This window comes from Pseudopedobacter sp. (assembly GCF_040392825.1).
In the GTDB taxonomy this organism is placed as follows: domain Bacteria; phylum Bacteroidota; class Bacteroidia; order Sphingobacteriales; family Sphingobacteriaceae; genus Pseudopedobacter.
This window is the reverse complement of record NZ_JBEBVH010000084.1, coordinates 1-14,415: the sequence shown is the minus strand read 5'-3', so window position 1 is coordinate 14,415 and position 14,415 is coordinate 1. Positions and strand designations below refer to the sequence as shown.

Here is a 14,415-nt window from a genome sequence, read left to right as displayed (position 1 = left end):
CCTCAATATCAGGTAGCGTACCGATCAATGATAAGGCCTCTTTAGGGGTGAATGTAATAAGCGATAAGGCCGGATTAATCCGGAAAACTCAGGCAATGGGAAGTTTTTCATATAAAGTTCCCTTTGCGGATGACCATGCAATCCGCTTCGGCGTATCATTGAGCTGGTCGCAGGACAGGCTGGACTATGGAATGGCTTCGCAGGCGGGAGTGAACGACATAGAACTGGCGAAGTACAACGATAAGGAGAACTATCTTGACGGCAATTTAGGAGTGACTTACCAATTGAAAGGTCTGGAAGCTCAGTTCAGTTACCTGAGCCTGAACGAGAAGCGTTATAGTAAAATCTCTACAGTGGATTATGCCACTTTCTACAGTGCAGTGAGCTATAAAGTAAAATTAGATGATATCTGGGGTGTTAAGCCTATGGTAGCCTACCGTGGCGTAAAGAATTACGAGAACCAATGGGACATTGCTGCGGAATGGTCTGCAGATATGCTGCGCTTTTATACCATGTACCATAGCAATAAGAGCTTTACAGGAGGTTTGGGGTATTTTGATAAAAGCGGATTAAACGTAGCTGCGCTATATAGTTCAGAAGCAAGAGCAATAAGAGGTTTTAGTGGAGGTATATTTGATGTGGTGGTGGGATATAGGTTTGGAAGATAACAATAATTTTATACCATTACATACAAGTGAAAGGCCGGTTTTTGCAACCGGCTTTTTTATTTTGAATTCTATAAGTAAATGGATTGATCAGACTAACGGTACAGAACTTCTCGGTGACTGGAACACTTTAGCTAAAGGTAAATTTATGACTGCAGAATTTGTACAATTGTGTTAAACCGCACAAATTGTACTTACTACCCATATAAAAGCGAGAAAGTTTGCAAATTTAATATTTGAATGATTCCGTTTTTATCATCGTAAGCATTCTATGCTTTACCCGAAATATTTTTCTCTCGGATTGAAAGGTTTCTTTGAACAGGAATAAATGCTTCAATAATCTCTGAATACTTATTTGCCTTGTTGAAAAAATATTCCAAAAAAGATTATGGGAAACATGTGGTTATGAGTGTTGCAGTGGTACATTTACCAACATTTCAACTGTATTACTGAATTTTTACTAATTTTAACACCTGTAACAAACTTGTTAAAGTGGATAAGTTTTACGATGTTCTAATTATAGGAGGCGTTTTTACCAGTTTCATTACGAGCATTTTATTATTTACCAAAGGGAGATACCAACTACATGCGAATAGATTACTTGGGTTGGTTATTTTTACCTGGGGATGGTATGCATTGCTATATTTACTGGTAATTACAGGTTGGATAAAAACTATACCATGGATTTATCGTATTGGTAGTCCATTGTATTACCTGATTCCTGCTTGCAGTTATTTGTATGTTAGAAATGTATTGCTTGATGAGACTAGATTCAGGAAGTACGATTGGCTACATTTTATACCGGCAATAATAAATTTTATAGATTTATTGCCATTCTATTTTACAGATATAGAAACAAAAAGAGCAATTGCAGACGCAATAGTGACTGATTTCAATCAAGCTTATCAGAAAGGATCGGGGTTGATACCGGCATTCTGGCATTTTCAGTTGCGATGGATAGCGGGAGTTGTATATCTGGCCTTTCAATGGAGTCTGTTATTGCATGTTATTAGGAAAGATACATTGGTGGAATTTAAAAAAGTAGTTAATTGGTTGCTAACTTTTACCGGTTTTAATACTGTTATTTATCTGGGGCTTGGAACAATGTCGGTGATCGCATGGATGAATTTAGGAACAGATCCTCATACCAATATTCTTGCTTCGGGCTACTCTGTTCCCACTCTTTTGCAGATTGTGGGGTTTATGGGTATGAGTGTATACTTATTTTTTAAACCAGAAGTGCTGTACGGAATACCAAGAGTTGCTAAAAGTAGGTCAAAAGAAATTGAAGTACCTGTCTATAACAAGAATAAGATAGAAACTGAAGTGACAGAAAAGACATTTGATCCTAAGCTTGTTGCCGCTTATGTTTGTCATCTGGAAAAGCATCTTCAAAAACAACAAACTTTTAAAAAGCGAGGACTTACTGTAAATGAACTGGCGATGGAACTGGGTATTCCGTTACATCATTTATCTTTTGTTTTGAACAATCGCTTTAAACAACGATTTACAGATTTTATAAATGGATATAGAGTGAATTATATCTGTAAAAGGATAGAAAATGACGATTGGCGTTCGTTTACATTGGAAGGATTGGCTAAAGAAGCGGGTTTTTCTTCGAGAAGCACTTTTTTTTCGGCTTTCAAAAAAGTAACAGGGCTAAGTCCATCTCAATATATCCAGAAAAAAGAACCTATAACTTTGTCTAAATAATATGTCTAAATTTCTAAAACGGTGCTTTTTATCCCGAAAGGGTGTTTTATGCTTTTTGCTTGTGTTTTTATGGAACTCTCTGGTTTTTTCTCAAACTTTAAAAATATCAGGAAGAATAGTAAGTCGGGATAACGAAGAGCCAATTGCAGGAGCCTGGATTGCGGCAGTAGGTTCTGCAAAAACAGTAGTGACTAATGATAAAGGAGAGTTTTATCTGGTAATAAATAAAATTCCACCTGTAAAATTAAAGATTAATGCTTTTGGCTATAAAAGCCAGGATACTTTGCTTACCAAAGCGAATAAGATGATTACGATAGCCTTGTCAGAGCAATACCAAGTTTTGGGTAATGACATTGTTGTTTCCGCCTCACGCATTCCGGAACGTGTATTGGAATCTCCGGTTTCTATCGAACGTTTGTCAATAGACGATATAAAAAAAACAGCTTCAACTTCTTTTTACGAATCATTGGTTAATCTTAAAGGAGTGGAGCAGAGTACGCAAAGTATCACTTTTACCTCATTAAATACACGTGGTTTTAATGCTAACGGAAATGTTCGCTTTAATCAGTTTATAGATGGTATGGACAATCAGGCACCTGGCCTGAATTTTTCTGTCGGGAATATTGTCGGTATTTCAGATTTAGATTTAGAAAGTGTTGAGCTGTTGCCAGGCTCGTCTTCTGCGTTGTATGGTGCCGGGGGGATTAACGGTACTTTATTACTAAACTCGAAAAATCCGTTTAAATATCAGGGGCTTAGCATGCAGTTTAAAACTGGTATTAACCACTTGGATAGCAGACAACAACCTTTAACCGATTGGAATGATATGCAATTCCGTTATGCTAAATCTTTTAAAGATAGGTGGGCGTTTAAGGTAAATGTATCCTATATTAAAGCAGATGACTGGAGGGCTCGGGACTATTCGAATTACGATCGTGTTAATATGAAACATAAGGAAGGAAATAGAATAACCGATCCGGCATATGACGGCATTAATAGTTATGGTGATGAAATAAAGGCGAACATGCAGACTGTAGCACAAGCGGTAGTTCAAACCGGGCGTAATACCTATATTTCACAATATCAAAATGCTACAGGGACGTTGCCTTCAGAATCTCAGATAACCAATTTTTTAAGTACAAACTCTAGTATCAGCCCTTTTTTCCTGGGTTTGCAGGGCGGGTTAATACCAGATCAGGACGTTTCCAGAACGGGATATATTGAAGAAGACCTATTAGATTATAGAAGTGAGAGTTTAAGGACAAGTGGCTCTCTGCATTATAAAATAAGACCCAATATGGAAGCGATTGCGCAAGCATATTGGGGAACTGGTAATTCTGCATATACAGGTGCAGACAGGTATGGCTTAGCTAATTTTAGGCTAGGTCAATATAAACTGGAACTGAAAGGAGATAAATTCTTTTTAAGAGCTTATACTACGCAGGAGCGATCAGGAGATGCCTATAATGCTACCGCTTTAGCTTCGTTTATGAACGAACGCTTTAAGCCAAGTACTGCCTGGTTTCCACAATATATTGGAGCTTATCTAAAAGCTAAGAACATGGGCGTTGACGAAGAAACTGCACACAATACTGCTCGTTCTGCGACCGATGAAGGGCGTTTTATGCCTGGATCTGAGGTGTTTGAGACAGCAAAACAAGATATTACCTCACGAACAATTGGTGCCGAAGGAGGGGCGAAGTTTAAAGATAAAACTAATCTCTGGCATTATGAGGGAATGTATAATTTCTCGGATTGGATTCCAGAAATTGATCTTATAGCCGGAGGTTCATACAGGTTATATGCTCTGAATTCTGGAGGGACAATTTTTGATGACCTGAATAAAAAGCTATCTATTTATGAGTATGGGGCATATTTGCAGGCCTCTAGAAAGTTTTTAGATGCAAAGTTAAAAGCTACGGCATCTGTACGTTACGATAAAAACCAAAATTTTAAAGGATCGTTCTCTCCAAGGCTTGCCGGAGTTTGGAACTTTACGCAAAAGCACTATCTAAGATTATCCTATCAGACAGGATTCCGTAATCCAACTGCACAGGCGCAATATTTAGATTTATTGGTAAGGGCAGGTTCCAGACTAATAGGTGCATTACCAGATATACTAGATAAATATCAATTGCAAGCGAATAAGCCATATACCGATGAAAGCTATCGTACATACGCAGCAACGGGGTATTCAGATCCTTCGGTTTTGGAAACTTTTAGTTTTAACAGTTTTAAACCAGAAAGAGTACAAGCTTACGAAATAGGTTATCGGGCTTCGCTAACACCTAAATTATTTATAGATGCTAATTATTATATCAGTAATTACAAAGATTTTTTAACAGGAGCTGTAGTTTGGCAAAACCCAACACCCCAGGATTTAAACGGTTTGACAACACCTACACGTTATGAAGTAAGTGTAAACAGTACTGAGGATGTGAGAACGCAGGGTTGGGCATTGGGTATTGATTATAGTCTGGGTAAGTTTAAGTTTATAAGTAATGTGTCTCACGATCAGCTGAGCCAATTTCCCGAACAGTTTTTTAATACATACAACAGTCCTGCATATCGTTTTAATTTGGGAGTTGGAAGTACAGAAATATTTAAAAATACTTCGTTCAATATTGTATACCGCTGGCAGGAAGAATTTATGTGGCGTTCGATTTTTGGTGTGGGGGAAGTGGCTGCATTTGGTACATTGGATGGTCAGGTAAGTTTTAAGTTGCCGATATATCAGTCTGTTTTGAAGATCGGAGCTTCAAATATTTTGAACAAATACTATATTACATCTCCAGGAAATCCGGCCATCGGAGGTATGTATTATGTATCTCTATCATTTGATTCCTCCATTTTGTATAAGTAGAAATTTTGCATATTTCTGATTGAAAATTCTCCCGCTTGTATTCTTTTTTGTCCTAACTTTCAAAGTTAGGACAAAATAAAGGGATAATTTCTTTTTCACTTCTCTTGCGTTTTGGATATTTGTGTATGATTATTTACCAAAATGATTGTAAATAATCAGGTACAGAGGCAAGGTTACTTGCCTTGTTTTATTGCATAAGATTAAGTGAAAATCAGTCAAATGGTTAAGTAATTTTAGACTTACGCTTAAATAAATTTTAACCTTCAATACACCAAAGAACGAGAGGCAATCCAAAAGGGAGAGCCTCCGTTTTATAGTTTAGCACTCATATAATAATTAATGCAGAGGGCGCAAACAGTAAGCGTTATTCTTTTAATTCCCCGTTTAAAGCAAGTACTAAAGCATTTATTTTTAGCATACATTCGGCATATTCTTTTTCTGCATCAGCAGAGTAAGTTATGGCGCTCCCGGCATGAAAAGAAAAATAGCTTCTGGAAGCATTATATAAAATGCTTCTGATAACAACATTGAAATCAAAATCGTTATTAGGTTTTATATAACCAATAGCACCAGAATATATACTTCGCTTACTTCGCTCATAATATTCCATTAATTCCATGGCTTTTATCTTGGGAGCTCCGGTCATGCTGCCCATAGGGAAAGTGTTTTTCAGAATTTGAATAACAGATGTTTGGTCCTCTACTTCACAAACCACAGTAGAGATCATTTGATGTACCTGTTTAAAACTATGTATTCCAAAAAGATCTTCTACTTTAACTGTTCCTGGTTTAGCAGATTTAGTGAGGTCGTTACGTACCAAATCAACAATCATGACATTCTCCTGCCTTTCCTTTGGATGTCTGAAAAGCGTTTCTTTCAGCAAAACATCTTCTTCAATAGTTTTTCCCCGCTTCGCAGTTCCTTTTATGGGTTGTGAAATAAGTTTATTTGCTCTTTTGGCCAAAAACCTTTCAGGGCTAGCACAGATAATGTATTTGTCGAACCAACGGAAATAGCTGGTAAAAGGAGCGTTTGAAGAAGCATTTAATCTTTGGAAAGTATGAACAGGAGATATTTTTGAATTTCCATAGAATTCGATACAAAAATTGGTTTCATAAATATTTCCGGCAGCTATATGACCTTGAATATTTTTAACCTGTTGTATGTATTCTTCTTTTGAAAACCGTTGCCTGATGGTTATTTTTTCCCGTTTGTGAAAAGAATCTGAACGGTTGGTATCAAGAATTTCCTGGTAAATGTTGGGCGAAGGACTTTTAACTTCTAAAATATCATCTTTAATTAATAAAAGATGCTTGGGTACAAAGAAAAAGCAATCCGGAAAATCTAAATAATCCGGATTATTTGATTGTAGTTGTTCAATATCATTCTTTAAATCGTATCCTAAGCCTCCAATAATCCACTCAGGATATTTTAATCTGAATTGTTCCAGTTTACCAAAAGCTCCATGAAAACCCGTTTCCATAAAGTCGAGATAATCTGCAGCAATGATATAATCATAGTTCGAATATTTGTCAGAAGAATTATTGGAGTCAAAAATGGCCGATATCCCGAACTGACTGGCCCATATTAAAGCTTTTTCGAGAAATTGCTGCTTGTTTTCTATCCGTACCATTTTATGGGTACAAAAATAGCCTAAAAAAGAAAAATCCGAAGGGTTTAGCTTCGGATTTTTATGTTATTAAAGTTCTAGTGTTTGAACTCTATCCGGACCAACGGATAAGAATTTTATAGGAACTTCCAGATGTTTCTCCAGATAAGCAATATAGCTAGCCAGTTTAGCAGGAATTTCATTTTTGGAACGGATGCCTGTTAAATCTTCATTCCAGCCTTCTATTTCTTCAAATACAGGTTCTGGTTTAATGCTATTGATATCGTAAGGCATATAATCTATTACTTCCCCATTGTATTTATAATGTGTACAGGCATAGATTTTTTCGAAAGAATCCAATACATCTGCCTTCATCATGATTAATTGCGTAACACCATTTAACATGATGGCATATTTTAAAGCAGGAATATCAATCCATCCGCATCTTCTTGCTCTACCGGTAGTAGCACCAAATTCGCGACCGATTTTTCTTAATTCTTCTCCAACTTCGTTATCCAATTCAGTAGGGAAGGGGCCGCCGCCAACTCTTGTACAGTAAGCTTTAAAAATACCAAATACTTCTTTAATGGTATTTGGAGCAATTCCCAAACCAGTACAAGCACCAGCTGTTGTTGTATTGGATGATGTAACGAAAGGATAGGAACCAAAATCGATATCTAATAAAGTGCCCTGAGCACCCTCTGCCAAGACTTTTTTGTCTTCTTTGATATATTTGTTAACTAAATGCTCGCTGTCTACAAATTCAAATTGTTTTAAATAATCTAAAGCATCAAAGAAAGCTTTTTCTCTTTCAGAGAAATCATCAACTTCGCCATAATGAGAAAGAATATTTATATGTTTCTCAACCAATTTGTTGTATCGCTCTTTAAAATCAGGCAGATTCACATCCCCAATTCTTAGACCGTTCCTACCGGTTTTGTCCATATAAGTAGGGCCAATACCTTTTAAAGTTGAACCGATTTTGCTATCTCCCATTTTCTTTTCAGAAGCAGCATCTAACAACTGATGAGTAGGTAATATTAAATGTGCCTTTCTGGCTAAAACCAGATTCTTCTTAGCCAATAAGTCATGGCCGGCAGCTTTTAAATTATCTAATTCTCTTTTTAGAATGATAGGGTCTATAACCACTCCATTACCAATCAGATTCAATGTGTTTTCTTCAAAAATTCCGGAAGGAATAGTATTTAAAACGAATTTTTTTCCGTCGAACTCCAGAGTATGTCCTGCGTTTGGTCCGCCCTGGAAACGGGCGATCAAATCATATTTTGGGGCTAGTACGTCAACTATTTTCCCTTTACCTTCATCGCCCCATTGAAGGCCTAATAACACATCAACTGCCATTATTTTGTGTTCAGTATATAAAAATATTAATTAATTTTTGTTGTTGTAAGAATCGCAATGTCCTGCTGCCAGTCTGGAACAATTACCATAAAGGTTTAATGAGTGATGCTGAATATCGAATTTCAGTAAATCTCCCATCATGGTTTGTATTTGTTGAACCCTTGGGTCGCAGAACTCTACTACTTTTCCACAGTCTAAGCAGATAATATGATCATGTTGTTTATAGCCATATGATTTCTCGAACTGCGCCATGTTTTTACCAAATTGATGCTTGGTTACCAAATCACAAGAAAGTAAAAGCTCTAAGGTATTGTATACTGTAGCCCTGCTAACTCTATATTTCTTGTTTTTCATATGGATGTAGAGAGACTCCACATCAAAATGATCTGTTCTTGAATAGATTTCTTCGAGTATGGCAAACCTTTCCGGAGTTTTTCTGAGGTTCTTGTTCTCCAGATACGATTCAAAAATCTTTTTTACCATCTCTATGGTTTCTTGCGTAGTAGCCATGGTGATTGTTAGAGCTTCAAAGTTATCAAAAAATACAATATAGATGAATGGTTTTTAGTTTTTTACGGATAATGTCTCTGGACTTGAGTCAAACCTTGTGACATCCGTAATACCTTTAACCTGTTTTAGTTTCATGATTAAATTTTCAAGATGTTGAGTATCATTTACATACATCATTATAGTGCCGTTAAAAATGCCCTCATCAGTATCAAAAGTTATCGACCGCATGTTTACTTTAAAATCATTTGATATCACCTGGGTAAGGTTATTAATTAATCCAACTTCGTCTATACCAGTGATTTTTAATCCGGTTAAAAATGCAACCTGTTTTTGGCTGTTCCATTTTGCTTTTACTATTCGATAGCCAAAGCTCGACATCAGCTTCGCAGCGTTAGGGCAGTTTGTACGGTGAATTTTAATTCCGTCAGAAACTGTAATAAACCCAAAAACATCATCTCCCGGAATAGGATTACAGCAATTAGCCAGCTTATAATCTATCTTTTGTAAATCTTCTCCAATAAGCAATACATCGGCGGCGTTGGTTTTAACCTCTTTTATCATCGCCTGGATTTTCTCGGAATCTATTGTTTGTGGAGACCTCTGGTCTACAGATTTCTCTGTTGCCGCGTATTCTTTTAAGTCTTTAAGATCAATAAATCCTTTAGCAACGTTGTAAAACAGATCTTGAGTAGACTGAAGTTTAAAATAGTAGCTTAGCTTCTGTAAGTTGTCTGTATTGTAATTGATTTTTAAAGATTTAAGCTTGCGTTCTAATATTTCTTTACCATCTTCTGCAATCTTTCTTTTCTCTTCTTTTAGAGATGATTTGATTTTTCCTTTGGCTTTTGCAGTGACAACAAAATTTAACCAGTCTTCTTTTGGCGTTTGTTTGCCGGATGTAATTACCTCTACCTGGTCTCCATTTTGTAATTTATGAGAAAGGGGCACCAGTTTATGATTTACCTTGGCACCTATACAACGGGCACCTACATCTGTATGGATTTCGAAAGCAAAGTCTAAGGCGGTGGCGTCTGCCGGTAACTGAATTAAATCTCCTTTTGGAGTAAAAATGAATATCTCGTCAGAAAAGAGATTCATCTTGAAATCATCCAGAAAATCCAGTGCATTTGACTCCGGGTTACTCAATAACTCACGAACTTTATGAACCCATTGGTCCAGACCGCTATCGTTAGAAGACTCTTTATATTTCCAGTGTGCAGCAAAGCCTTTTTCTGCAATCTCGTTCATTCTTTGGGTTCGGATCTGTACTTCTACCCATTGGCCTTTAGGACCCATAACCGTAGTGTGTAAAGACTCGTAACCATTGGCTTTAGGGGAAGAAACCCAATCGCGAAGCCTATCTGGATTTGGACGATATAAATCTGTTACAATAGAGTATGCTTTCCAGCAGTCCGATTTTTCGTTTTCCGGCCTACTGTCTAAAATAACTCTGATCGCAAACAAATCATACACCTCTTCGAAAGGAATAGACTTTTTCTTCATCTTATTCCATATAGAATGGATAGATTTGGGTCTTCCCAGGACATCCGCCTTTAGTCCCTGTTCTGTCAGAATAGTGTTTATAGGACCTATGAATTCTTTAATAAAGCGCTCGCGCTCCGCCTTTTTCTCGTTCAGCTTTTGAGCGATGAACTTGTAAGTGTCAGGCTCCATATATTTCATGGAAAGATCTTCCAGCTCAGATTTTAAAGCATACAGACCTAACCTATGAGCTAAAGGGGCGTACAGATAAACAGTTTCAGAAGAAATTTTCAATTGCTTGTCACGAGGCATAAAGTTCATAGTTCGCATATTGTGAAGCCTGTCAGCAAGCTTAATTAATATTACGCGAACGTCATCTGCCAGTGTAAGCAGCATCTTTCTGAAGTTTTCCGCCTGCATAGAGCTGTTTGCATCGAAAACTCCCGAGATTTTTGTAAGGCCATCAATAATTTTGGCACATTTTTTACCAAAATCCCGTTCTATATCTTCTAGAGTAATGTGAGTGTCTTCAACAACATCATGTAAAAGAGCGCATACAATAGAGGTTGTTCCTAAACCAATCTCTTCAGCAGCAATCTGCGCAACCGCTATTGGGTGATATATATAAGGTTCGCCAGACTTTCTGCGCATATCTTTATGGCTTTCAACAGCCAAATCAAATGCCTGGCGGATCATTTTCTTATCTCCTTTTTGAAGAGTTGGTTTACAAGCCCTTAACAATGCCCTATATCTCTTCAGTATCTCCGATTTTTCGGCTTCAATATCTATTACGTAATCCATGTCCCGGTAAAAAAGCTAAGTAAATGATTTTACAATAAAGTAACGAATTTAGGTTACTTATTATGATGAAAGGTAATTAATAAGTGATAAATTCGTATATATAAAAATATGAAAATAAAAGGTTTTTTGCTCGTCTCTATTTTCTTCGCTTTGTCATTTTCTGTAAAAGCACAGGAAATGCCAAGCTTTGTTCTGGGCAAAAACGATACACTAAAGGTGGCCATCACCAACATGGATGGTGAATGGATGCCTTGGGTAGTTCTTAATCAGGTAAATGTAATTGATAAACGAACATTTAAAAGCCAGGCAGATTATAACAGCTACAGACGATTAAAATACAATGTATTAAAAGTTTTACCTTATGCCAGATATGCCGGAGACAGATATCGTAAGCTGGAAAGAGATTTGGCTGTTGAGCCGAATAAAAGAAAGCAGAAAGTATTGATTAAAGATTGTGAGAAGGAAATTAAGGATCTGTTTAATAAAGAAATTAAGGATTTAACTATATCACAAGGTGAAATTTTAATAAAATTAATTGATAGAGAGACTGGAAATAGCAGTTTCTCGTTATTGAAAGATACAAAAGGAGGGGTTACAGCATTTTTTATGCAATCTTTAGCTCGTGTTTTCGGACATGACCTGAAAGCGAAATACGATGTAGAAAAAGATAGAGAAATTGAAAATATAATCCGCACATCGGGATATTACAATTATCGATAAAATCATGAATAATACCATTTATCAGTTTAGAGTAAGGACGGGATTAGGTGCAGAAGTACAATTAGATGCTTTTAAGAATAAAATCTTGTTAATTGTAAACACAGCTTCGGAATGCGGTTTTACATCGCAATTTAAAGAACTTGTACAGCTTAAGAATTTTTTTGATGGTGATCCTTTCGAAATTTTAGCCTTTCCGAGCAATGATTTCGGAAGTCAGGAGCCTTTAAACGATGAACAGATATTGAAATTCTGTGAAACTAATTATCAGACGAATTTCCCTATATTTAGTAAGCTAAAGGTTAGAGGGAAGAATATTCATCCTCTTTTTAGTTTTCTTTCTGACAAGAAAAGGAATGGGCACATCAGTGCTTCACCTAAATGGAATTTTCATAAATATTTAATTAATCACAAAGGGGAAGTAATAGATTTCTTTTATCCATTTACCAAACCGAATAGTTCTAAGATAAAAAAGAAAATTAGAAAGATATTAGCCGATATGGGTATTGTGAGATCCTTCTAAACAGATTGAAAAATTAATGAAATTAGATTTATTATATATAGCGGCTCACCCGGATGATGTGGAACTGGGTGCAGCAGGAACAGTGCTGAAACACAAAGCTGAGGGAAAAAAAGTAGGTGTAATCGATTTGACAAGAGGAGAATTAGGAACCAGAGGAACGGCAGAAACAAGAACTGAAGAAGCAAAGAATGCTTCGGAGATTTTAGGTTTAGACGTTCGCGAGAATTTGGGTTTAAAAGACGGGTTTTTCAAAAATGATGAAGAACATCAGCTAAAGATAATAGAAGTTATCAGAAAATATCAGCCCGAAATAATAGTTACCAATGCTTATTATGACAGGCATCCGGATCATGGCAGGGCCTGTGATTTAGTGACAGATGCTTGTTTTTTGGCAGGTTTATCTAAAATAAAAACCACTATAAATGGAGTAGAGCAAGAAGCACACAGACCTCGCTTATTACTGTATTTTATACAGGATACTTATATTAAACCAGATATAGTTATTGATATAAGTGATTTCCATGATCAAAAAATCAAGGCGATTCAAGCTTACAAAACACAATTTCATGTGGAAGGCGTAAACTTAAACGATCCTCAGACTTATATTTCCAATCCGGAATTTTTAGAAGGTGTAATAGCGAGAGCCAGAGAATTTGGAAAAGCAATAAAAGTACCTTATGCAGAAGGGTTTTTAAGTAAAAAAATACTTGGTGTAGATAGTTTTTTTGATTTGAAATAACGCCATTTTTATATTGAAATATGAGATTAGAGAGACATCAGGTCTCTCTTTTTATTTGTGGCTGCTTAACAAAAAGCATATCTTGTTTGTTGAACAAAATAAAAAGCCATGTCGAATATTTTTTCTAAAGCAGCCAATATTTACAATCTGTTTAAATCTGTAGATTTTAAACAGCTGGAAGCCCTTTCCAAAAAAGTAGATCTTCAGGAGGTGATGACACAATTTGGGAAGATGGATGACAAGCAGCTTGCTGGTCTCATGAAGATGATGAAAGGGGGAGGAAATAGGAAAAAAGAACTCCCACCAATAGACGCCGATTTTTATGATCTGTCTGGAAAATTATCGCCAGAAGACAGGGAATTGCAAATGAAGGTTCGCCAGTTCATGGAAACTGAAATAAAGCCTATAGTAAACAGGTATTGGAACAGAGCCGAGTTTCCATTTGATATCATACCTAAAGTTGCAGAACTGAATATATGCGGAATTACTTTTGAAGGTTACGGCTGTCCGAACCGTTCTTTCCTGATGGAAGGAATTATTGCCAGTGAGATGGGGAGAATAGATGCATCTATTGCTACATTTTTTGGTGTACAAAGTGGCCTGGCTATGGGATCAATTTATGTTTGCGGTTCCGAAGAACAAAAACAAAAATGGTTACCACGTATGCAGAAATTGGAACTGATAGGCTCTTTTGGTTTAACAGAACCAGAAGTAGGTTCTGCCGCGGCCGGAGGACTCACCGTTACTGCAAAAAGAGAAGGTAATAAATGGATTTTAAACGGTCAGAAAAAATGGATAGGCAATGCAACTTTTGCAGACGTCAATATTATTTGGGCAAGAGATCTGGATGATAATCAGGTGAAGGGATTTATTGTAGAAAAAGGTAATCCGGGGTTTAAAGCTGATAAGATAGAAAATAAAATGGCGCTTCGGATTGTGCAGAACGGGTTGATTACACTGACAAACTGTGAGGTGACGGAAGAGAACAGACTTCAAAATTGTAATTCTTTTAAAGATGTCGCCAAAGTATTACGTATGACAAGAGCAGGAGTGGCGTGGATGGCCGTTGGATGCGCCAGAGGGGCCTATGAAAGTGCATTGAAATATACCAGAGAGCGCATCCAGTTTGGAAGACCTATTGCATCGTTTCAGTTAATTCAGAACCATCTGGTTGAGATGCTTTCCAACCTGACTGCTATGCAGACTTTGGTATATCGTTTGTCTGAACTGCAGGATAATAATCAACTGACAGACGAGCATGCCTCTTTAGCAAAAGTATTCTGTACTTTAAGGATGCGCGACGTAGTGAGCAGAGCAAGAGAAGTAATGGGCGGAAATGGTATTCTACTGGAATATGATGTAGCCCGTTTTGTTGCCGATGCAGAAGCAATTTATTCTTATGAAGGAACAAAAGAAATTAACTCTTTAATT

At 36.8% G+C, this 14,415-nt stretch carries 11 protein-coding genes; 7 read left to right on the top strand and 4 right to left on the bottom strand.

Annotated elements, in window-relative coordinates:
- The 3 genes from ABWO41_RS07970 to ABWO41_RS07960 all read left to right on the top strand — a co-directional run.
- Positions 1-668, top strand: a 668-nt coding sequence (locus ABWO41_RS07970; protein ID WP_353136102.1) for a PorP/SprF family type IX secretion system membrane protein, incomplete at its 5' end; no start/stop codon positions are given.
- A 489-nt stretch (positions 669-1,157) separates the two neighbouring features.
- Entirely contained in the window at positions 1,158-2,378 is a 1,221-nt protein-coding gene (locus tag ABWO41_RS07965; RefSeq protein WP_353136099.1) for a helix-turn-helix domain-containing protein, read from the top strand.
- Between the two features lie 61 nt (positions 2,379-2,439).
- Entirely contained in the window at positions 2,440-5,241 is a 2,802-nt protein-coding gene (locus tag ABWO41_RS07960; protein ID WP_353136105.1) for a TonB-dependent receptor domain-containing protein, read from the top strand.
- A 364-nt stretch (positions 5,242-5,605) separates the two neighbouring features.
- On the opposite strand, the gene ABWO41_RS07955 is transcribed toward ABWO41_RS07960, so the two are convergent.
- The 4 genes from ABWO41_RS07955 to ABWO41_RS07940 form a co-directional block, all read right to left on the bottom strand.
- On the bottom strand, positions 5,606-6,874 hold the full coding sequence (locus ABWO41_RS07955; RefSeq protein WP_353136096.1) for an anthranilate synthase component I family protein: 1,269 nt from the start codon (positions 6,872-6,874) through the stop codon (positions 5,606-5,608).
- A gap of 66 nt (positions 6,875-6,940) precedes the next feature.
- Positions 6,941-8,212: an adenylosuccinate synthase gene (locus ABWO41_RS07950; RefSeq protein ID WP_353136093.1), complete on the bottom strand. Its 1,272-nt coding sequence runs from the start codon at positions 8,210-8,212 to the stop codon at positions 6,941-6,943.
- 30 nt (positions 8,213-8,242) lie between these two features.
- Entirely contained in the window at positions 8,243-8,722 is a 480-nt protein-coding gene (locus ABWO41_RS07945; RefSeq protein ID WP_353136090.1) for a Fur family transcriptional regulator, read from the bottom strand.
- 54 nt (positions 8,723-8,776) lie between these two features.
- The gene (locus tag ABWO41_RS07940; protein WP_353136087.1) at positions 8,777-11,005 is read right to left on the bottom strand and encodes a RelA/SpoT family protein; all 2,229 of its coding nucleotides are present in this window, start codon (positions 11,003-11,005) and stop codon (positions 8,777-8,779) included.
- Between the two features lie 108 nt (positions 11,006-11,113).
- Here ABWO41_RS07940 and ABWO41_RS07935 point away from each other — a divergent pair, with 108 nt between their 5' ends.
- From ABWO41_RS07935 to ABWO41_RS07920, 4 genes are all read left to right on the top strand, one after another.
- Complete coding sequence (locus ABWO41_RS07935) at positions 11,114-11,725, top strand: DUF4294 domain-containing protein (protein WP_353136084.1); 612 nt, start codon at positions 11,114-11,116, stop codon at positions 11,723-11,725.
- Between the two features lie 4 nt (positions 11,726-11,729).
- Complete coding sequence (locus tag ABWO41_RS07930; protein WP_353136081.1) at positions 11,730-12,245, top strand: glutathione peroxidase; 516 nt, start codon at positions 11,730-11,732, stop codon at positions 12,243-12,245.
- Between the two features lie 16 nt (positions 12,246-12,261).
- Positions 12,262-12,984 (top strand): bacillithiol biosynthesis deacetylase BshB1, encoded by a 723-nt coding sequence (bshB1, locus tag ABWO41_RS07925; RefSeq protein WP_353136078.1) that lies wholly within the window; start codon positions 12,262-12,264, stop codon positions 12,982-12,984.
- A gap of 108 nt (positions 12,985-13,092) precedes the next feature.
- On the top strand, positions 13,093-14,415 hold a 1,323-nt coding region (locus ABWO41_RS07920; protein ID WP_353136075.1), incomplete at its 3' end, for an acyl-CoA dehydrogenase family protein.